This window comes from Pseudomonas sp. MPB03, from assembly GCF_046605385.1.
In the GTDB taxonomy this organism is placed as follows: domain Bacteria; phylum Pseudomonadota; class Gammaproteobacteria; order Pseudomonadales; family Pseudomonadaceae; genus Aquipseudomonas; species Aquipseudomonas zanjanensis.
Genome location: NZ_CP176770.1, coordinates 4,908,512 through 4,927,081, shown reverse-complemented (window position 1 = coordinate 4,927,081; position 18,570 = coordinate 4,908,512). Strand labels below are relative to the sequence as shown.

The following is an 18,570-nucleotide window of genomic DNA, read 5'->3' as shown; positions in this document are numbered from 1 at the left end:
CTCTTGATGACACCGCTACGCAGGATCTTTCTGATCGACCTTGCTTTCCATGGTTTCGAATGCCTGGAGCAGATCCTCCTTGAGATCGTCGAGATCCTCCAGGCCAAAGCACAATCGAACCAGGCCCTTCTCGATGCCCATGTCGGCTTTTTCCTGGTCCGTCATCGAGGCGTGGCTGCCACTGAAGGGCTGGGCGACCATTGACGTGACGCAGGCCATTCCAGTGCCCGTGCCAAACCATTTGAGCGCGCTGGTGAACGTTTTGTAAAAGGGCACCAGGTCCGGCCGAATATCGACAAACACAATGCCGCCATAGCCGGTCAACTGCTTGCCATCGATGCGTGGGTAATGGACATGCTCGATGAAAGGCAACTCACGCAGATAATTGAGCATGCTTGCGGTCGTCTGGCTGTGTTTTTCCATGCGCAGGTTGAACGTCTGCATGCTCCTGCGCAGCAACCAGGCGCTATTGGGGGTCAGTATCGTGCCTGAATAAAAGCGGCCCTCAAGGAGGCGGTTATAGATCGTCTCATTGTTGACCAACACCAGGCCGCCCATGACATCACTGTGTCCAGAGAAGTATTTGGTTGCGCTGTACAGGGAAATGTCGGCGCCAAAATTCAACGGCTTCTGGAATATCGGCGTGGCCCAGGTATTGTCAACGACCACCAGGGCCTGCGGGTTGTTTTGCTTGACGGCCCTGCTGACCGCATGGATATCAATGTCTTTCAGGAACGGGTTGGTCGGTGTTTCGAATATCACCATGTCGACGTCCGCCGGCAAGGCCTTCAAACCCTCGGCCGTGGTGAGATCCAGAATCGTCAGGTGTGCGCCGATACGTGCCGCATAGCGCTGGAACAATTTATAAGAGCAGCCATAGATGTATTTGTTGATGACCAGTGAAGCCCCCGGTTTCAACAGTTCCAACACCATATAGATCGCGCTCATCCCGGTGCTGTAGGCCAAGGCATATTCGCTGCCCTCCAGGGACGCGACGACCTGTTCCAATTCAGTCACATTGGGGTTGGCTTTCCTTGAGTAGAAGAAGGCCGAGTCCGCATTGAACGCGCTGCACTGATAAATAGGCGTTACCGAAGGGTGAGCGTCCCGGTCATCCACCTTGATATGAAGTATTTCAGTAGACACTTTCATGCTTGGCTGACCAGTTTGATGACCTGTTCATACATGTTCTGCTTGCCCTCGTAACCAACGGTCGGGGTGATGTCATTTTGCGAGATGCCGATCTCTTCAATCGACTCAGTAGGGAAGTGAGCCCGGTCGAAGACTTCATGAAGGTTCGAGTTCACGCCGTTGGGGAGCCAGACCTCAGGACCGGTTTCATCGATGCGCGCCTTGGCAATGATGAATCGATAGCTTTCATGGGCCCGCAAGGTCAGCGATTTCCACTCGCTGTTATGCCCGTCCGTATAGTTGCGTCGCAGGTAGACAGTCTGTTCGAAGTCCTCGGTATTCAGCACTTGGGCGTGCAGCGACACAATGTCTCCGTGCCATTCGAACTTGCGCTTCTCATAAGCGCTCAGCGCGTCCTCGCACAGCTCGACAGGGGCGTACGCCTGGTGCTCGCCGAGTAATTTGAAGTGCGCATCATGCCCGCATTGGGAGCAGCACCCCTTGCTGTCCAGTCCGATGATGTCCGCGTTCAGGCCATACCGGGTGACGAGCAGGGCGTTACAGTGGTTGCAACTGGTATTGGTCCCTTCGACATCATTCACGTTACCCAGGTAGACGTGCTCGACGCCCATGCTCCGAGCGACGTCCCGAGCCTTCAGCAGCCTGTCCACAGGTGTACGGATGCTGTTGCTCATTTTGTAATCGGGGTGAAACCGGACGAAGTGCAGCGGTACGTTCGGACCCAGTTCATCCAATACCCACTGGCTGATTTTCCGGGCCGTTTCCTCGTCGTCGCTGATGTCGGTCACCATCAAGGTGCTGACTTCGACATATTTACCAGCGTCATAGACTTTCTTGATACCGGCCAGGACGGGCTCTACCCAGCCCGTGGTGACCTTGCGGTAGTACTCCGGAGAGATGGATTTCAGCGAAATCGAGAAGATATCGATGACCGGCAACAACTCGTCGATGGCTTCTTCACTGATGAAAAACGCCGATTTATAAAGATTGATCAGGCCGGCTTCCTTGGCCAGCTTTGCTGTATCGAGGATGAATTCATGCCAGACAACCGGATCGTTATAGGTCCAGGAAATGACGCGTATACCGTGTTTGAGCGCGGTCTCCACCACCTGCTCGGGGGTGTAGTAGTAAACGTCTTTGTCGGTGACGTATTTGGCCTGTGATGTCTTCCAGTTGTGGCAGTAGCCGCAGTTGAGCATGCAGCCGATATTGCCCAGGGACAGGATCCGCTCACCGGGGGCAAAGTGGAAAACGGCTTCGGTTTCGATTGTTTCTTCGGTGCTGTGGACGCCCTTGCCATAGTTCAATGTAACGAGCCTGCCCCCGCGGTTTCCGCGCACCTTGCAAAACCCTACCTTGCCTTCCTGAATGACACAGTTGCGTGGGGAAAGATGACACTTCACGGCTCCCCCGGGGAGTATTTCTTCCAATTTTGCCGGGCTGCTTTCCAAGGTCCAGTTTTTATTTTTTGTAGTGTCCATCTTTCACTCCTCATCACGGAAGTTGCCATCAATAGCATCGGTTTAAAAAGTCGAGGCGAAGCCATCCTGCCGCCCTATAGGGCAGTCATGTTTCTTATTAGTAAGCGGATGAAGCGCTCATCAATCCATAGTTCTTAAGTGCAAAGCGCTTGGCATTCATGTTCATGAACGGTTGAATAAGCGGACCAATTACCAGCAGGAATGCAATCGTTCCTATACCGAACGGCCCGCCTAAAAGCCAACCGCTGGAAAAGATGCCGATTTCAATGATCATTTTGGCTTTGGTGAATGACCAGTTCCATTTGGATACCATGGTCAATACCACGAGATCCATGATTCTGATGCCAATACCGCTCATGATGATCAATGCAGATGAATAGGCACATAGCATCAGCCCCGAGGCCAATAACGCATACTCGTTCATCCTGACGATCAAGTACTCTCCGAGCCCCAGCCACGACCAGAGATCAATCAGCAGTCCGGTCAGCGTCGTGGTAATGAAGGGGCTTATCGGCGGGTATTTTTTGTTCCAGAGCATCCACCAGGTCAGGAAGAACAGCGACACGATAGCCGAACAAACACCCATGCCGAGCATAAGCATTTTATCGATCGAGATGATCAAGACGTCTAGAGGATCGGTACCCAGTTGACTGATGATGAAACACTTGGCACCCAGCGAAAAGAAGCTGACGCCCATCAGGTACATCAGTATCTGGTCTTTCTTGAAGTGGCGGAGATTTAGGACTTGCGTGCCAATGTGCTGAATCAACGGGTGGGGCTTTTCTCCACACTTTTTCTTTTCATCTTCCATGCGAACACCATCCCTGGAGAGAATATTTTATTATGAGTGCGTCACGCTAAAGAGCAGGGCTATTGATTACCCGGATTCTTTTTCAGGTTTTTCAGGCTGGGAATAGACTAGCGCGCTGCTTTATTTTGGTGCATGCTTTTTTTAATGAAAAATGCGGGGTTTTCATTAAAATTTATACTTTGAACCGGGGAAAACGCACATGGATCGTATAGACGTCAAAATCCTGGGTAAGGTACAGGACTGTGGTCGTATTTCCATCACAGAGCTTTCCAAGCATGCAGGGCTTTCTATTCCTGCCACCAATGACAGGTTGCGCAAACTTGAAGACTCCGGGGTCATCAAGGGCTATTGCGCCCAGTTGGATCCTACCAAACTGGGCTACGGCATATCGGCCGTCGTCGGCATCACCACCCTCAAGCCGGCAAAAGCCAAATTGATCGCGACGCTCACCGACATACCCGAGGTCGTCGAGTGCCTGCACATCACGGGGAATGACTCCTATCTGATCCGGATCTACGCCAGGTCCATGGCTGAGATCGAGGACATCATCGCGAAAATCAACGCGTACGGAGAGACGCGGACCAGCATCGTGCTGTCCATTCCAATCGAGAGAAGAAAGCTCGCCCCGTGAGCCTGAATATCAACCCTCAAGGCTGTGCACCAGGTTTTCAATCGCTTCCAGGGCCGCCTCATCCGGAGGCTCCGGTGCAGGACTCGCGCTGCGCATCTGGTACGCGAGACGGTACTCGCTGGGCGTGCAACTGGCGTATTGCTTGAAGGCGCGGGCGAAGTAGGAGGGGTCCTTGAAGCCGGCCTCATAGCCGATGCTGGTGATGGGCATCTGGCTGTTGTCGAGCAGTTCCTTGGCGAAGCTCATGCGTTTGTTCAGTACGTAGTCGGTGAAGCCGAGCCCATTGGCTTCCTTGAACACCCGGCTGAAGCGAAACGTCGTCATGCCACAGCGCTTGGCCAGGTCGCGCTGATCGATGCTGTCGCGAAAATGCTGGTCGATGTACAGCATGATGTGGCTGAGGGCCTGGTGCTTCTGGTGCCCGGAAGTCAGGCGAATGCTGTCCGGCAGGGTCGGGGAGTGGTCGATCTGCGAGGTTCTTCCCCGGCCACCGGTATTGCGGCGCAGCTCACACAGCTGGACCACGGCGGTGAGGTAGCGCTTTCGCTCGGCGACGGACAAAGGCAGCACCATGTATTCCCAGACGCTGGAGCGCATCGCCCACACCGCCAGTTCCTCGGAGTGCTGCACGGTGAACATGGTGATGGGGGTGCCGGGAACGGTCCGCTTGATCTCCAACAGGCGTCGCAGGCCCGGCGTGTCCGGGCGGTCGAAATGGATGCAGATCATGTCCACCTGTTCCGCGCTGGGCAGCATGGCGTTTTTTGCCAGCGTGCAGTCGCAGGTGTCCCGGAACTGGGAGACGAGTTCCTGGGTGGACCGATCATGGGTCAGATCGAACCATAACAGCTTTGGCTTTCCAGTCGGATTGGGTGCCATAGGACGACCACTCACAGGTTCTTTCTGCCCTTTAGCTAGCAGTATTGTCACTGTGCTATCACTTCGCCGGATTATTTTTTATAAAAATCCAATTTCTTCCCGTCATCCTCTCGCGGGACGCCTGCTCAGGACTGTCCCAGGGGCGAATTCCCCGCCGCGGCCTCTTTCCCAGCCCGCGCAAAAAAATCCTAGCGATGTGCAAAATCCTCCTAACGGCAATGACCACCCGCTGACTAGGGTTGCATCAGGCAGTTCGCAATGTACTGCCTCTTGAGAAAACAACCCCAATGAGGTGTGCGAAATGACTCTTCAAACAATCAAGGCTTCGGTAGTGAAGTTCGCCAAAGATGAAGATGGCCTGACCATTGTGGAATACGCCGTGGCCGGTGGGTTGATCACCGTATTGGTGGCCGCCGCGTTTGTGCTTCTGGGCGGTGCGGTGAATACCAAGATCCGTGCACTGTGCCAGGCGGTCAACGGCAACGTTGCCTGCGCGTAAGCCAGTCATTGCCCGGGGACACGGTAACGCTCAAGGAATAACGCTTGCGACTCTTTTGCAGTGAGTACAACGCATCAATCAAATGGACTTCACGCTGTCCCCTCCCATCAACTTCGTAGCCGTGACTTCTTCTCAGCGTGAGGTATACGAAATGACTCTCCAGACAATCAGAACTTCGATCCGCAAGTTCGCCAAAGATGAAGCTGGCCTGACCATCGTTGAATACGCGGTGGCGGGTGGCTTGATCACGGTGTTGGTCGCCGCGGCATTCGTCCTCCTGGGCGGCGTCGTGGATACCAGGATCCGGGCGCTGTGCCAAGCCGCCAATGGCAACGTCGCCTGCTAACGATAACCACACCCTAGGGAGACGCATCATGTCCATGGAACTGCTGGTGTCGACGGTATTGCTGCTGGGATTGCTGGGTGTGGCGGTGGTGAGCGACCTGCGTCGCCATCGCATCCCCAACACGCTGGTCCTGGTGGGGATTGCCCTGGGATTGGCTGGCCAGGTCTATACCGGCGGGATCGGTGGCCTGGGCGACAGCCTGCTGGGCATGCTGATCTGTTTCGGGTTGTTCCTGCCCATGTACGCAGTGGGTGGCATGGCCGCCGGCGACGTCAAGCTGATGACCATGGTCGGCAGCTTCCTGCCTTTTCATTACGCACTGTGGGCGGCGCTGTTCAGCCTGATCGCCGGCGGTGTGTGCGGTTTCCTGATCGTCCTGGCCCGCGGCCAACTGCTCCAGACCCTGGGACGCTACTGGTTGATGGTGCGAGCCCAGTCCTACCTGGCGCCGACGTCGGATGAAGTGGCCGGCAAACCCTTTCCTTATTCGATTGCGATCCTGATCGGTACTTTGAACAGCGTCTACTGGCAACTGGTTGCCGGCGGCTGGGGAGTCTAGTCATGCACGTCATCAACGATAGCGATGCCTACCCCAGCGAACGGGAAGCGGTGCAACGCCTGGCACCCCAGCCATGCACCATTCGCGACACCGGCCTGAGCGACAGCTTCCTCGGCGAACTGGTATGCAAGCACCTGCACGACGCCGGTGTGTTGGACATGACGCGGCTGGTGGAGCGCCTGGCCCTGACCGGCGCGGTACTGGAAGAAGTCCTGGCGTTCCTGCGCAAGGACGGTCGCGTCGAAGTGCTGGGTCAGTTGGGCCAGACCGGTGGGCAGACGTTGCGTTATGGCCTGACCGAGCGCGGCCGCAGCTCCGCCCGTGATGCCCTGGCCCGCAGTGGCTACATCGGCGCTGCGCCGTTTCCGGTGAGCACCTATCGCTCGCTGATCAAGATCCAGACCATTCACCACGGCCGCATCACCGCCAAGGACATGAACCAGGCCTTGGCGGGGATGGTGCTGAGCCAAGGCATGCTCGACCAGTTGGGCGTCGCCCTGAATTCCGGGCGGGCAATCATGATCTACGGCCCGGCGGGCACCGGCAAAACCTACGTCAGCAGCCGGTTGATCCGGTTGTTCGCCGAAGCCATCTGGGTGCCCCACGCGATTGTCATCAACGAGTCGGTGATCGAAATCTACGACCCACAGGTGCACCAGCGCCTGGATGACAACAGCCAAACCAACAACCTGATGCTCAACGAAGGCATTGACCGCCGGCTGCTGTGCTGCAAACGCCCGATCGTCATCACCGGCGGCGAGTTGAGCATGGAGCAGTTGGACGTGCGCTACGACCCGTTCACCCGGCAATACCAGGCGGCGTTGCAGCTCAAGGCCAGCAACGGCCTGTTCATCATTGACGACATGGGTCGCCAGCGCATGGCCCCGGCCGAGTTGCTCAATCGCTGGATCGTGCCCATGGAGGAGAAGCGCGACTTCATCAACCTGGGCGGCGGTCGGCATTGCGAGTTGCCGTTCGACCTGGTGCTGGTGTTTTCCACCAACCTCAATCCCCTCGAATTGGCCGACGAGGCCTTCCTGCGGCGCATTGGCTACAAGGTCCAGTTCGGCTACCTCAAGCCCGAGGAGTACGAACGCATCTGGCGCCAGGAATGCGAACGCCTGGGCATCCCCTATGACCCGTTGTTGGTGCGTTATGTCCTGCAGCGGTTGTATGGCGGCGAAGGCATGCCGCTGGTGCCTTGCCATCCCCGTGACCTGTTGAACATGGCGCTCGACCGCCAGCGTTACCTGGGCGGTTCCGGACCCCTGTCGCCGCAAGAGCTGGATTGGGCCTGGCACAACTACTTCGTTCAGCTCGACTTCCTTTGATCTGGAGATACCGACATGAGCTCTCGTACGCTTCCGCTGATAGGCGTTTCCCTGGTGCTGGGCCTTGGTGCCGCATGGATGGCTGACTCCTGGCTGAGCGCGCGACTCAACGCGACCCCCGATGATCACTTGCGAAGCGTGGTGGTCGCGACGGTGGAAATTCCCTTCGGGCAAATGGTCGAGGCCCAGCAGGTCACGACCGTGCGCATGCCCATGGACACGATCCCGGACGATGCCTTCGATGCCAGCGAACAGGCCGTGGGCAAGATCGCCACCTTCGACATCCTGCGCGGCGACATTGTGCGGGGCGCGCGCCTGAGCGAGCACCTGGGCGGCAGCACCCTGGCTTCGTTGATCGCCCCGGACAAACGCGCCATTTCGGTACGTGTGGACGATGTGGTTGGCGTGGGGGGCTTCCTCTTGCCAGGTAACCGGGTCGATGTCTTGGCGACCAAGACCACCAACGCCGGCAGCAACAGCGCCACGTCGCGGACCATCCTGGAAAACCTGCGGGTGCTGGCGGTGGACCAGACGGCGGGCACTGACAAGACCCAGCCGGTGGTGGTGCGGGCCGTGACCCTGGAAATGTCGGTCACCGAAGCGGAAGCGCTGGTCACCGCGCAGACCGAAGGCAAGCTGCAATTGGCCCTGCGCAACCCGTTGAACCTGGAGAAAAAACCTGTCGCCGTTGCGCCGCCAGCCCTTGCGCCGGTCATCGCCATGGCGGCCGCCCCGTTGCCCAAACCTGTGGTGCAGCGCAGTGCCAAGCCGCAAGGCGGGGCTGTCACGTTGATCCGCGGGGTTGAAAGCAGCGTGATCAATGTTCGCTGAGTGACCCCTCCATGCCAGGCCTTTGCGGGCCGTGGCGATGCCGATCCTCAAACGTTGTAGGCGAGGGCTCGATGATGAATGCCAATATCCGGCGCCAGGGAGGGGCGGTGAGTGTACTGATGGTGATCGCGTTGGTGGCGATTTCCATGATGGCCGCGCTGGCCCTCGATGGCGGGCACATGCTGCTGAACAAGACGCGCCTGCAAAATGCGGTGGATGCCGCGGCCTTGGGCGGCGCCAAGACCCTGAGCCAGGTGAGTGGCGGCATCAACATGGCCAGCACCACCCGCGCGGCTGCCCTGGATACGCTGAACAGAAATGCCAGCGCCGTGGGCAACACCGAGCTGGCCACCGCAGTTGCCGGCAACCCGGGCGCGTTCGCCGTGGTGGAACTGGCCAGCAGCGTCTATGGCCCGTTCTCCTACCCTGGGCCTAGCGATGCCAAATACGTGCGGGTGTCGGTGGCCAGCTATCAATTGGACGGCTTTTTCTGGAGCTTCGTGCAAACCATGGGCAGCGCCGGGCTCGGCAACAAGCGCGTGGCGGCGATTGCCACGGCGGGTCCCAGCCCGACCTCGCCGTGTGACCTGGCGCCGTTGATGGTCTGTGGCGAGCCCACTGAGTACAACCCGGCCGCCGGCAACTTCTGGGGGTATCAATTTGGCGATCTGGAAGTCCTGAAGACGGCGGCGGGGAACACCTCGCCCATCGGCCCGGGCAACTTCCAATTGCTGGATTTCGGCTCCGGCGGCAGTGCGGTCCGCGAGGACCTGGCCGGCGGGGGCTCGGTCTGCCGCAGCGTTGGCGACAACGTCCAGACGGCGCCGGGCAATAAAGCCGGCCCGACTTCCCAAGGCTTGAACACCCGTTTCGGTGTCTATAACGGTCCGGTCAGTGCTTCGGACTATCCACCGGACCTGGTCACGTCTTCAGGCAGCCCGGCGATCACCTACAACGATTCGGTCCCCCGGCCGGAATACAAAGGCCAGGCGATCACCTCGAGCAACGGCGATCTCTCGGCGGGCGGCGAGGCGATACAGGACTACAACGACTGGCGGGCCCAAGTCGCCGCCTGTGTGGCGGGGGGCGCCAGCGGCTGTGAAAGCAATGGCGTCTTCGAGCGCCGGATGCTGAAGATCGTGATTGGCGATTGTGCCGGGAAACTGAGCGGCTCGACGTCGATTCCGGTCCTGGGGTTTGGCTGCTATTTCGTCCTGCAGCCGGTGAACGGTGGTGGTTCGGAGTCGATCATCTTCGGCCAGTTCGTCCAGGAGTGCGAGGGCGACAACGTGCCCGGCCCGACGCCATCTTCCGACTCCGGCCCACAGATCATCCAGCTCTACAAAACCTATCTCAACGGCAGCGGCACGCCGAGCACCGACTCGTAGGAGGCGTCATGGGACTTTCTCATTTCAAACCCGCAAGAGCCCAAAAAGGCGTGGCGCTGGTGGAGTTCACCCTGGTGCTGCCGTTGCTGCTGTTGCTGCTGCTGGCCTTCGGCGAGTTCGGCCGGATGCTCTACCAGTACAACGTGCTGTTGCAGGCCAGCCGCGATGCCGATCGCTTCGTCGCCAGCCAGGCGTGGAACACCACCCTGGGCGGCATCACGCTGAACAACACCCTATTGACCCAGACGAAAAACGTGGCGGTGTATGGCGTGCCCAGCGCTGCCGGCGACGCCGTGGTGTCCGGGTTGACCACGGCCGACGTGGAGGTCGTCACCGAGGGCATCGATCATGTGCGCGTCACCATCAAGCACACCTTCTCACCGGTGATCGGCACGGTGATCCCTGGTTTTTTCGGTGCGTCCACCGTCTTGGGCATCGAACTGGTGGCGACCACCGTCATGAGGGCGCTGTGATGAATCGCAAACACATGGGCGGCACCTACATCGTGGAGTTCTCCTTCGTCGGCTTGCTGGTGTTCATCCTGCTGTTCGGCGTGGTGGAAATGGGCCGGCTGTACTTCACGGTCAATGCCCTGGATGAAGCGGCGCGCCGTGGCGCGAGGCTGGCGGCGGTGTGCAATGTCAGCGACCCGGTGGTCCTGCGCCGGGCCATTTTCAACGCCGCGACGGACGCTGGCACCAGTCAGTTGATCAGCAACCTGGCGACCTCGAACCTGGCGCTGACCTACCTGGACGTCAATGGCGCCGTGGTGGCGAACCCCACCAACACGTCCGGCACCACCGGCTTTCGTGCCATCCGCTATGTACGGCTGAGCGTGCAGAACTTCGTTTTCAACCTGTTCATTCCCGGCTTGGGCGTGCCCATTACCTTGCCGACGTTCCGGGCAACCTTGCCACGCGAAAGCCTTGGGCGTCATTCCGATTCCGCGGAGATCACACCATGCTGAACACCAGGGAAAATCCGCTTTCGACCACCACTGGCAGAGCCGGGCTGCGGATACTGATCAGCAGTCGCGATGCCACGGCACTGCGCGACCTGCAATGCGTCTGCCAGCGCATGCCGGGCCTTGAGGTCAGCACGCGCCTGGTCAGCAACGGGCATGTCGACCCGCTCTATGGGCTGGATCGCATGCCCGATCTGTTGCTGCTGCGGGTCAGCCATTTGTGGCGAGAGGAACTGTCGGCGTTGCTGCAACGTCCGGCCCATGAACGGCCGCCGATGCTGGTGTGCGGTCCATTGGGCGAGCAGGAAGGCATGCGCCTGGCGATGCAGGCCGGTGCCCGGGATGTGTTGCCCGAACCCATCGCCGATACGGAGCTGGTGGCGGCGCTCAATCGCCTGGTGGCGGACGTTCGTCTCGGCAACGGCAACGAAGGGAAGTTGGTCGCGGTGATCAGCGCCAAGGGCGGCTCCGGCGGCACCTTGGTGGCCTGCAACCTGGCCCAGCAGCTCAGCGCCCGGGCAGGCAATACCCTGCTGCTGGACATGGACCTGCAATTTGGCAGCGTGACCCATTACCTGGACGTGGCGCAGTCCCACAGTCACTTGGAAGTGCTGCAGCAGGTCGATGAGATGGACAGCGTCGCGCTGCGAGGCTTTTGCAGTCACTTCAGCCCGACCCTGCACGTATTGGGTGGTCGGGCCGGTGAGTTGTGCCTGCCCCAGGACGCCCAGCCTGAACAGCTCGATGCCCTGCTGCAACTGGCCCGCGCCAGCTATGACTGGGTGGTGGTGGACCTGCCGCGGCAGATCGATCACCTCACCGGCTCGGTGCTGGAACAGGTGGACCGGGTGTACGTGGTGGTGCAACAGAGCGTCAGCCACCTGCGTGATGCCAGCGCCCTGGTGCGGATTCTTCGCGAAGACCTCGGTGTGCGCGGGGACCAGTTGCAGATCGTGATCAACCGCTATGACAAAAACGCCGCCGTCAGCCTCAAGGACATCGGCGAGGCCCTGCGTTGCGCGAACCTGTCGAAATTGCCCAATGACTTCAACCTGGTCAGCCAGAGTCAGAACACTGGCGTGCCGTTGGGGCTGCATGCGCCGAAGGCGGCCATCACCGCCGCCCTGCGCGATTTGACCGAAGACCTGGTCGGTCACCAGATGGCCACGAACAAGGGCCTGCTTAAACGCGCCTTCAACCGTTTCTTCGGGGGATGACCCATGATCAGCGACTTTCGTAACCGCTTGCGCAAACAGCCCGCCAAACCTGGCACCTCGGCGGGTGCCCAGCCCGGCGACAGCCTGCCGGACCCGACGGACGCCTTGATGGCCTGGGAACAGGCCATTCCCGACGTGCTCTATGAAACCCGCAGCCAGGTCACGCCGGTGGAGGCCGAGTGGCGGGAGAAGATCTACCAGCAATTGCTCAAGGTCATGGACCTGTCGTTGCTCGATGCCCTCGAACAAGCCGAGGCCGCGCGGCAGATTCGCGATATCTGCCAGCGCTTGCTGGAAGAACATTCCGCGCCGGTGAGTACCGTCAGCCGACAGTTGATCATCAAGCAGATCACCGACGAAGTGCTCGGCCTGGGGCCGCTGGAACCGTTGTTGGCTGACCATAGCGTGTCCGACATCCTGGTCAACGGCTTTGCTTCGGTCTACGTCGAACGCTTCGGCAAGCTGCAACGCACCGACGTGCGTTTTCGCGACGACCAGCATCTGTTGAACATCATCGACCGCATCGTCTCCAGCCTGGGGCGGCGCATCGACGAGTCCTCGCCGTTGGTGGACGCTCGGCTCAAGGACGGTTCGCGGGTCAACGCGATCATTCCGCCGCTGGCCATCGACGGTCCGAGCATGTCGATCCGGCGCTTCGCCGTGGACCTGCTCAATACCGACAGCTTGATCCAGGTCGGCACCATGACACCGGCCATTGCCTTGCTGCTCAAGGCCATTGTTCGCGGGCGCTTGAACGTGCTGATTTCCGGCGGGACCGGCAGCGGCAAGACCACCATGCTCAACGTGCTCTCCAGTTTCATCCCCCACAACGAGCGCATCGTCACCATCGAGGATTCGGCCGAGCTGCAACTGCAGCAGCCCCACGTGGTACGCCTGGAAACCCGGCCGTCGAACATCGAGGGGCGTGGCGAGGTGAGCCAGCGGGAATTGGTGCGCAACAGCCTGCGCATGCGCCCGGACCGCATTGTCATCGGCGAGGTGCGCGGCGCCGAGGCGATGGACATGCTCACGGCGATGAACACCGGCCACGACGGTTCGCTGACCACCGTTCACGCCAATACCGCACGGGATGCCCTGGGGCGAATCGAGAACATGGTGTCGATGACCGGGGCGACGTTTCCGATCAAGGCCATGCGTCAACAAATTGCCTCGGCCATCGATGTGGTCATCCAGCTGGAGCGTCAAGAAGACGGCAAGCGCCGCGTGGTGAGCATGCAAGAGATCAACGGCATGGAAGGCGAGATCATCACCATGACCGAAATTTTCTCCTTCGCGCGCCAGGGCATCGGTGAACATGGCGAGGTGCTTGGGGAGTATCGGCCCAGTGGCATGATCCCGGCCTTCCGCGATGTGCTGGCCAAGCGCGGCATCGAGTTGCCGCTGACCTTGTTTCGCCCTGAGTGGATGGAGGGCCGGACGTCATGAGCAATATCCCCAGCGAGTTCATCCTGATGTTCCTGGGCATGGTGTTCATCGCCGTGTTCCTGCTGTCCCAGGGCGTGGTGGTGCCGGTGTTCGGTGAGGCCGGCAGGATGCGCAAACGTATTCGTGGGCGCCTGCATGTGCTGGAGAAGGCCAACCACTTGCCCAACATGCAGACGGTGTTGCGGCAGAAATACCTGACGCGCCTGTCACCCTTGGAAGCGCGGCTGGAGCAGCTGCCATTCATGGCCAACCTGACGCAACTGATCGAGCAGTCCGGCCATGAATACCGGGCCTATCGGGTCATGCTGCTCGGTCTGGTCCTGGGGGCGGCGGCCGGGGCCTTGGTGCTGATGGTTTCGCCAGTATGGTGGATGGCGCTGCTGGCGGCCTTTGCCGTGACCTGGGTGCCGGTGCTGAAAATCCTGCGGGACCGCAACAAGCGTTTCGCCGCGTTCGAGGAAGGTCTGCCGGATGCGCTGGACGCCATGTGCCGAGCCTTGCGCGCCGGGCACCCGTTCAACGAAACCCTGCGTCTGGTCGCCGAGGAGCACAAGGGGCCGGTCGCCCAGGAATTCGGCATGACCTTTTCCGACATCAACTATGGCAACGATGTGCGCCGGGCCATGCTCGGCTTGCTGGAGCGGATGCCGAGCATGACGGTGATGATGCTGGTGACCTCGATCCTCATTCACCGCGAGACCGGTGGCAACCTGACCGAAGTGCTGGAGCGCCTGAGCCGTTTGATCCGCGGGCGTTTCCGGTTCCAGCGCAAGATCAGGACGCTGTCGGCGGAAGGGCGCATGTCGGCCTGGGTGCTGGTGGCGATCCCGTTCGTGCTGGCGATCGCCATCGTGCTCACCAGCCCCAGCTACATGCCGGTGCTGATCAATGACCCCATAGGGCACAAGCTGATCATCGGCGCGTTCTGCGCCATGTTGATCGGGATTTTCTGGATCAGGAAAATCATCCGGATCCAGGTTTAAGCGCTGTTGCGTCGAGAGGTTTCAGCCATGGACTTTCTGCTCGGATTGTTGAGTCGGTTCACCGGTAACGAAGAACTGGCCCGCCTGTTGTTCATCGCCGCGATTGGCCTCAGCACGGTGCTGACGGCCGTTGCGCTCCTGCTGCTGGTGTTGGGCTTGCAGGATCCGGTGCAGCGGCGCCTGGCGCTGATCAAGCGCGGTTACGCCGGCAACAGCGCCGGGCAAGAGGCACCGGGTAACCTGCAGCTCTTGCTGGAGCGGATCGGCCAGCGCTTTGCCTCGACCGACCAGGCCCACACGTCCGCCACCCAGACTTTGCTGACCCACGCCGGTTACCGGTCTGCCTCGGCGGTGCAGATGTACTGGGCCGTGCGCCTGATGTTGCCGCTGTTGCTGGTTGGCGTTGCGTTGTTGCTGCTGCCGATGGTCAAGGTTTCATTGGCCATTGGCTTGCTGGGGGTGACCCTCGTGGCGGGCATTGGCTGGTTGATCCCGGCGATCTACGTCGGCAAACGCAAGCAGGCCCGCCAAGGCCGGCTGCGCGCCGCGTTCCCGGATGCGCTGGACCTGATGGTGGTGTGCGTCGAGTCGGGCCTGGCCCTGCCGACGACGATTGAGCGGGTGGCTGAGGAAATGTCGGTCAGCCAGGTGGAACTGGCCGAGGAACTGGCGTTGGTCAATGCGCAGATCCGGGCGGGCATCACCAGCACCGAGGCGCTCAAGCAACTGGCCGTGCGCACCGGCCTGGAGGATATCCAGGGCCTGGTCAGCCTGCTGGCGCAAAGTATCCGTTTCGGCACCAGCGTGGCCGATACCCTGCGGATCTACGCCGACGAGTTTCGCGACCGGCGGACCCAGGCCGCGGAAGAAATGGGCGCCAAGATTGGCACCAAGCTGATCTTCCCGCTGATCTTCTGCCTGTGGCCGAGCTTCTTCCTGGTCGCCATTGGGCCGGCCATGATTGGGGTGTTCAGGGCTTTCGGGAATATGTAAAGCACCGGGGTTCTTGTGGGCGCGAGCTTGCTCGCGATAGCGGTTCGACAGTCAATGACAGTGTTGAATGTCAGTCCGCCTTCGCGAGCAGGCTCGCTCCCACAGGTGATCTTGGGTGTTCATGAGGCTTGTGTTCACCACAGGTTTTTCTGACACCCGCCTGCTGATCATTCCAATCGAAACCCCGCACCTGTGGCGGGGGAGCTTGCTCCCGCTGGGCTGCGCAGCGGCCCCGGCTTCTTGCGGCGGCTCCGCACCATTGTGGGAGCGAGCTTGCTCGCGATAGCGGTGGGTCAGTCGGTGAAGTGTTGAATGTAAGTCGGCCATCGCGAGCAAGCTCGCTTGTATGGTAGGACTTGAAGGGAGGAGGAGGGACAAGGCTCGATTCTGACTGTTCGCGCAGTACAGACCGTGGGAGATTTCGCCCCTCCTCCTTTCACCCAAGCGCCGATAAAGAATGCTTCGGCCTGGATCGACGATAGAGACAAGCCTGCGCCTCTGGGTGACCCCTTCAAGTGTTCAAACCTTAGCCCGGAGGATTTTCAATGGCAATGCCGGTTTCTGTCACAAAGCCGATCGTGGGCGTGGATGTCGCCAAGAACGAGCTGGTGATCTATCACGCAGAGCTTGATGTGTTGGAAGCGATTCCCAACGACAAGGCGGCCATCAAAAGGTGGTTGAAAGTACTGCCGGGGCCCGTCGATGTCGCCATTGAGTCGACCAATATCTATCACTTGGATTTTGCTGATCTGGCCTATGAGGCCGGTTGCACGATCTATATGGTGGGCGGTTATGAACTTCACCATTACCGCAAAGGCGTAAAAGTACGCGCCAAAACCGACGCGCTGGACGCCAAGCTGCTGGCTCGTTACCTGAAGAACGAAGGGCATGAGCTTCATCCATGGGCGCCGCCATCTCCGTTGTATCGCCAGCTTCTAAGCCTTTTCCGCCGTCGCGCTGCGTTGGTTCAGGCTCGAGTCGCCCTGGTACAAAGCTGGGCCAATGAGCCGCTGCTCAAGACCGCTTTCGCCGAGCAAATCGCCGCCATGCAGAGGCTTGAGACATTGATCGAGAAGACGATCAAGGATCATCTGAAAAATGCTGGTTTGCTAGGTCAACTGAACCATTGCCTGAAGGTCGAGGGCATCGGATTTCTGACCGGAGCCCGCTTACTTACGGCGTTTCAGCGGGGCGACTTCAAAAACGCAGACGCCTTCATTGCCTTCTTGGGGATGGATTTGCGAGTGTCCCAATCAGGACAAAAAGACGACCGCCGAAGCTTGAGCAAACGAGGCGATCCGGAAGTTCGTCGGCTTTTGCACAACGCAGCCATGTCGGCTAGCCGTACGCCTGCCTGGAAAGGCTTTTATGAAAAACTAAGAGCTCAAGGCTTCGCTACCACCCAGGCGCTAGTGATACTGGCACGCAAGCTTGCTCGGATCGTATTCGCTCTGCTGAAAGGGCAAAGCGAATACCAACCAAAAGCGGCTTGAGGGCTTCCCCTCAACCATAGAATCTCCCACAGGTGATCTTGGGTGTTCATGAGGCTTGTGTTCACCACCGGTTTTCTGACACCCGCCTGCTGATCATTCCAATCGAAACCCCCGCACCTGTGGCGAGGGAGCTTGCTCCCGCTGGGCTGTGCAGCGGCCCCGGTTTTTGAGGCGGCTCTGCACCATTGTGGGAGCGAGCTTGCTCGCGATAGCGGTGGGTCAGTCAGTGAAGTGTTGAATGGCAGTCCGCCTTCGCGAGCAAGCTCGCTCCCACAGGTGATCTTGGGTGTTCATGAGGCTTGTGTTCACCACCGGTTTTTCTGACACCCGCCTGCTGATCATTCCAATCGAAACCCCGCACCTGTGGCGAGGGAGCTTGCTCCCGCTGGGCTGCGCAGCGGCCCCGGCTTCTTGCGGCGGTTCTGCACCATTGTAGGAGCGGGCCTGTGGTCTGCCGGCCGCTCAAGCTAAAAGACCGCAGCCCTCGGCAGTCCCTGCATCGGATCAAATGCAGGAACTGTCGAAGGCTGCGGTGTTCGTTTCCAGCGTGTTTCATTTGCCGCTGGTAATTTCTCCTGCCGAGTCCTGGTCAAAGAACTCCGGGATCGGATAGTTGAAGCTGTTGAGCCAACGCTGCATGGCCATCTCACGTTCGGCGGCCGAGGCGGTTTGCAGGTGGGTGGACGCCGCCACGCCGCGAATCTGCAGTTGCATCCAGCTCTCGGTGCCTTGCTGAGCGGCCGAGGAGGGGCCTGGCTCAATGGCCCAGGCGGCGGTGGACAGGCCCACCATGCACACGATCATCAATTGTTTGGTCATCATTTCTTGAACTCCTCGTAACGCTCTACTTGACCGCGCCGGTTGAAGCATCGACAACTTCGGTCAGGCGGTTGGCGGGTGACGTCACTGCCTGAGGGGCCGAGCCCCTGATTTTTTCCGCACGGGCCTGGGCATCTGCCACTTGCCGGGGACTGAGCTTGGCCATGTTGGCGAGCTCGGCAGCCTGCTTCCAGTTGTCCTGGTAAATCAGCAGGGTCACCATGTTGATCGCGGCCAGCGTGTCGGACTGCTGGAGCTCCATGGCGGTCATGAACTCGAAGCGGGCTTCTGAAATGCGCCGCTGGTTGAGGTAGACCACCCCCAGGTCATTGCGGATCTTGCCCTCGGTCGGGGCCATTTTCGCGGCGCGTTCGAGGTATTGTGTCGCGGCCGCATTGTCCTGTTTGGCCGCCGCCAGCTGACCCAGGCCATGTTCACCGTCAGCGGCCAGGCACGTCCCCTGCAGGCTTTTATACAGCGGTTCGGCCTCGTTGCGGCCCATCAGCCGCAGCACCCGAGCCTTGCGCAGGCGGACCTGGACCAAGTCTTCGGGCAAGCGTTCGAGGTTTGCCAGGCTGGCGTATAGACGGCCCTCGTTGGCCATGTCTTCCGCCATGTTCAGGGCCAACTCCTGGTCGGCCCCGGGCTTGGCACAATCGGCCGAGCGTGAAGCCACCACACCGTTGCTGGCGCAGCCGGCAAGCATCAAGGCCGCCGTTAAAGCGATCACTGTTTTCATGGAATACC

The 18,570-nt window shown here is 59.8% G+C and carries 20 protein-coding genes; 14 read left to right on the top strand and 6 right to left on the bottom strand.

Going from position 1 to position 18,570, the window contains the following annotated elements; genetic code table 11:
* Positions 1-15 precede the first annotated feature (15 nt).
* From ACLH0I_RS21220 to ACLH0I_RS21210, 3 genes are all read right to left on the bottom strand, one after another.
* On the bottom strand, positions 16-1,152 hold the full coding sequence (locus tag ACLH0I_RS21220; protein ID WP_411385309.1) for a PLP-dependent transferase: 1,137 nt from the start codon (positions 1,150-1,152) through the stop codon (positions 16-18).
* The gene (gene amrS, locus ACLH0I_RS21215) at positions 1,149-2,633 is read right to left on the bottom strand and encodes an AmmeMemoRadiSam system radical SAM enzyme (protein WP_411385308.1); all 1,485 of its coding nucleotides are present in this window, start codon (positions 2,631-2,633) and stop codon (positions 1,149-1,151) included. Before amrS ends, ACLH0I_RS21220 begins: the two co-directional genes overlap by 4 nt.
* 97 nt (positions 2,634-2,730) lie before the next feature.
* Positions 2,731-3,444 carry a YczE/YyaS/YitT family protein gene (locus ACLH0I_RS21210; protein ID WP_411385307.1) on the bottom strand — a complete coding sequence of 238 codons (714 nt, stop codon included), beginning with the start codon at positions 3,442-3,444 and terminating at the stop codon, positions 2,731-2,733.
* Positions 3,445-3,643: 199 nt separating this feature from the next.
* Here ACLH0I_RS21210 and ACLH0I_RS21205 point away from each other — a divergent pair, with 199 nt between their 5' ends.
* The gene (locus tag ACLH0I_RS21205) at positions 3,644-4,075 is read left to right on the top strand and encodes an Lrp/AsnC family transcriptional regulator (RefSeq protein ID WP_060741195.1); all 432 of its coding nucleotides are present in this window, start codon (positions 3,644-3,646) and stop codon (positions 4,073-4,075) included.
* Positions 4,076-4,084: 9 nt separating this feature from the next.
* Here the strand turns inward: ACLH0I_RS21205 and ACLH0I_RS21200 are convergent, their stop codons facing one another.
* Positions 4,085-4,954, bottom strand: coding sequence for a helix-turn-helix domain-containing protein (locus tag ACLH0I_RS21200; protein WP_411385306.1), 870 nt, complete (start codon positions 4,952-4,954; stop codon positions 4,085-4,087).
* Between the two features lie 301 nt (positions 4,955-5,255).
* Here ACLH0I_RS21200 and ACLH0I_RS21195 point away from each other — a divergent pair, with 301 nt between their 5' ends.
* From ACLH0I_RS21195 to ACLH0I_RS21135, 13 genes are all read left to right on the top strand, one after another.
* Positions 5,256-5,453, top strand: coding sequence for a Flp family type IVb pilin (locus tag ACLH0I_RS21195; RefSeq protein ID WP_186707157.1), 198 nt, complete (start codon positions 5,256-5,258; stop codon positions 5,451-5,453).
* Positions 5,454-5,604: 151 nt separating this feature from the next.
* Positions 5,605-5,799 (top strand): Flp family type IVb pilin, encoded by a 195-nt coding sequence (locus tag ACLH0I_RS21190; protein WP_411385305.1) that lies wholly within the window; start codon positions 5,605-5,607, stop codon positions 5,797-5,799.
* A 28-nt stretch (positions 5,800-5,827) separates the two neighbouring features.
* Positions 5,828-6,358, top strand: a complete 531-nt coding sequence (locus ACLH0I_RS21185) for a prepilin peptidase (protein WP_186707159.1) — start codon at positions 5,828-5,830, stop codon at positions 6,356-6,358.
* A 2-nt stretch (positions 6,359-6,360) separates the two neighbouring features.
* Positions 6,361-7,689 carry an AAA family ATPase gene (locus tag ACLH0I_RS21180; RefSeq protein ID WP_411385304.1) on the top strand — a complete coding sequence of 443 codons (1,329 nt, stop codon included), beginning with the start codon at positions 6,361-6,363 and terminating at the stop codon, positions 7,687-7,689.
* A gap of 15 nt (positions 7,690-7,704) precedes the next feature.
* Complete coding sequence (gene cpaB, locus ACLH0I_RS21175) at positions 7,705-8,520, top strand: Flp pilus assembly protein CpaB (RefSeq protein WP_411385303.1); 816 nt, start codon at positions 7,705-7,707, stop codon at positions 8,518-8,520.
* 71 nt (positions 8,521-8,591) lie between these two features.
* Positions 8,592-9,908, top strand: a complete 1,317-nt coding sequence (locus ACLH0I_RS21170) for a TadE/TadG family type IV pilus assembly protein (RefSeq protein WP_411385302.1) — start codon at positions 8,592-8,594, stop codon at positions 9,906-9,908.
* A gap of 8 nt (positions 9,909-9,916) precedes the next feature.
* Complete coding sequence (locus tag ACLH0I_RS21165; protein WP_250965233.1) at positions 9,917-10,381, top strand: TadE/TadG family type IV pilus assembly protein; 465 nt, start codon at positions 9,917-9,919, stop codon at positions 10,379-10,381.
* A complete protein-coding gene (locus ACLH0I_RS21160) occupies positions 10,381-10,875 on the top strand; it encodes a TadE family protein (RefSeq protein ID WP_207964778.1) in 495 nt (164 codons plus the stop codon). Before ACLH0I_RS21165 ends, ACLH0I_RS21160 begins: the two co-directional genes overlap by 1 nt.
* Positions 10,869-12,089 carry an AAA family ATPase gene (locus tag ACLH0I_RS21155; protein ID WP_186707165.1) on the top strand — a complete coding sequence of 407 codons (1,221 nt, stop codon included), beginning with the start codon at positions 10,869-10,871 and terminating at the stop codon, positions 12,087-12,089. The genes ACLH0I_RS21160 and ACLH0I_RS21155 overlap by 7 nt, the downstream gene beginning before the upstream one ends.
* A 3-nt stretch (positions 12,090-12,092) precedes the next feature.
* Positions 12,093-13,535, top strand: coding sequence for a CpaF family protein (locus ACLH0I_RS21150; RefSeq protein ID WP_411385301.1), 1,443 nt, complete (start codon positions 12,093-12,095; stop codon positions 13,533-13,535).
* Positions 13,532-14,518: a type II secretion system F family protein gene (locus ACLH0I_RS21145; protein WP_411385300.1), complete on the top strand. Its 987-nt coding sequence runs from the start codon at positions 13,532-13,534 to the stop codon at positions 14,516-14,518. Before ACLH0I_RS21150 ends, ACLH0I_RS21145 begins: the two co-directional genes overlap by 4 nt.
* A 27-nt stretch (positions 14,519-14,545) precedes the next feature.
* Positions 14,546-15,511, top strand: coding sequence for a type II secretion system F family protein (locus ACLH0I_RS21140; protein WP_411385299.1), 966 nt, complete (start codon positions 14,546-14,548; stop codon positions 15,509-15,511).
* A 545-nt stretch (positions 15,512-16,056) separates the two neighbouring features.
* Positions 16,057-17,004, top strand: coding sequence for an IS110 family transposase (locus ACLH0I_RS21135; protein WP_250966064.1), 948 nt, complete (start codon positions 16,057-16,059; stop codon positions 17,002-17,004).
* Positions 17,005-17,556: 552 nt separating this feature from the next.
* On the opposite strand, the gene ACLH0I_RS21130 is transcribed toward ACLH0I_RS21135, so the two are convergent.
* Both ACLH0I_RS21130 and ACLH0I_RS21125 read right to left on the bottom strand, forming a co-directional pair.
* Positions 17,557-17,826, bottom strand: coding sequence for a DUF3613 domain-containing protein (locus ACLH0I_RS21130; RefSeq protein ID WP_186707169.1), 270 nt, complete (start codon positions 17,824-17,826; stop codon positions 17,557-17,559).
* A gap of 22 nt (positions 17,827-17,848) precedes the next feature.
* Entirely contained in the window at positions 17,849-18,562 is a 714-nt protein-coding gene (locus ACLH0I_RS21125) for a tetratricopeptide repeat protein (RefSeq protein ID WP_250962522.1), read from the bottom strand.
* Positions 18,563-18,570 lie beyond the last annotated feature (8 nt).

Excerpts from the sequence above, each read along its gene's own strand:
- ACLH0I_RS21220 (WP_411385309.1), bottom strand. The coding sequence starts at position 1,152 with ATGAAAGTGTCTACTGAAATACTTCATATCAAGGTGGATGACCGGGAC.
- amrS (WP_411385308.1), bottom strand. The coding sequence starts at position 2,633 with ATGGACACTACAAAAAATAAAAACTGGACCTTGGAAAGCAGCCCGGCA.
- ACLH0I_RS21210 (WP_411385307.1), bottom strand. The coding sequence starts at position 3,444 with ATGGAAGATGAAAAGAAAAAGTGTGGAGAAAAGCCCCACCCGTTGATT.
- ACLH0I_RS21205 (WP_060741195.1), top strand. The coding sequence starts at position 3,644 with ATGGATCGTATAGACGTCAAAATCCTGGGTAAGGTACAGGACTGTGGT.
- ACLH0I_RS21200 (WP_411385306.1), bottom strand. The coding sequence starts at position 4,954 with ATGGCACCCAATCCGACTGGAAAGCCAAAGCTGTTATGGTTCGATCTG.
- ACLH0I_RS21195 (WP_186707157.1), top strand. The coding sequence starts at position 5,256 with ATGACTCTTCAAACAATCAAGGCTTCGGTAGTGAAGTTCGCCAAAGAT.
- ACLH0I_RS21190 (WP_411385305.1), top strand. The coding sequence starts at position 5,605 with ATGACTCTCCAGACAATCAGAACTTCGATCCGCAAGTTCGCCAAAGAT.
- ACLH0I_RS21185 (WP_186707159.1), top strand. The coding sequence starts at position 5,828 with ATGTCCATGGAACTGCTGGTGTCGACGGTATTGCTGCTGGGATTGCTG.
- ACLH0I_RS21180 (WP_411385304.1), top strand. The coding sequence starts at position 6,361 with ATGCACGTCATCAACGATAGCGATGCCTACCCCAGCGAACGGGAAGCG.
- cpaB (WP_411385303.1), top strand. The coding sequence starts at position 7,705 with ATGAGCTCTCGTACGCTTCCGCTGATAGGCGTTTCCCTGGTGCTGGGC.
- ACLH0I_RS21170 (WP_411385302.1), top strand. The coding sequence starts at position 8,592 with ATGATGAATGCCAATATCCGGCGCCAGGGAGGGGCGGTGAGTGTACTG.
- ACLH0I_RS21165 (WP_250965233.1), top strand. The coding sequence starts at position 9,917 with ATGGGACTTTCTCATTTCAAACCCGCAAGAGCCCAAAAAGGCGTGGCG.
- ACLH0I_RS21160 (WP_207964778.1), top strand. The coding sequence starts at position 10,381 with ATGAATCGCAAACACATGGGCGGCACCTACATCGTGGAGTTCTCCTTC.
- ACLH0I_RS21155 (WP_186707165.1), top strand. The coding sequence starts at position 10,869 with ATGCTGAACACCAGGGAAAATCCGCTTTCGACCACCACTGGCAGAGCC.
- ACLH0I_RS21150 (WP_411385301.1), top strand. The coding sequence starts at position 12,093 with ATGATCAGCGACTTTCGTAACCGCTTGCGCAAACAGCCCGCCAAACCT.
- ACLH0I_RS21145 (WP_411385300.1), top strand. The coding sequence starts at position 13,532 with ATGAGCAATATCCCCAGCGAGTTCATCCTGATGTTCCTGGGCATGGTG.
- ACLH0I_RS21140 (WP_411385299.1), top strand. The coding sequence starts at position 14,546 with ATGGACTTTCTGCTCGGATTGTTGAGTCGGTTCACCGGTAACGAAGAA.
- ACLH0I_RS21135 (WP_250966064.1), top strand. The coding sequence starts at position 16,057 with ATGGCAATGCCGGTTTCTGTCACAAAGCCGATCGTGGGCGTGGATGTC.
- ACLH0I_RS21130 (WP_186707169.1), bottom strand. The coding sequence starts at position 17,826 with ATGATGACCAAACAATTGATGATCGTGTGCATGGTGGGCCTGTCCACC.
- ACLH0I_RS21125 (WP_250962522.1), bottom strand. The coding sequence starts at position 18,562 with ATGAAAACAGTGATCGCTTTAACGGCGGCCTTGATGCTTGCCGGCTGC.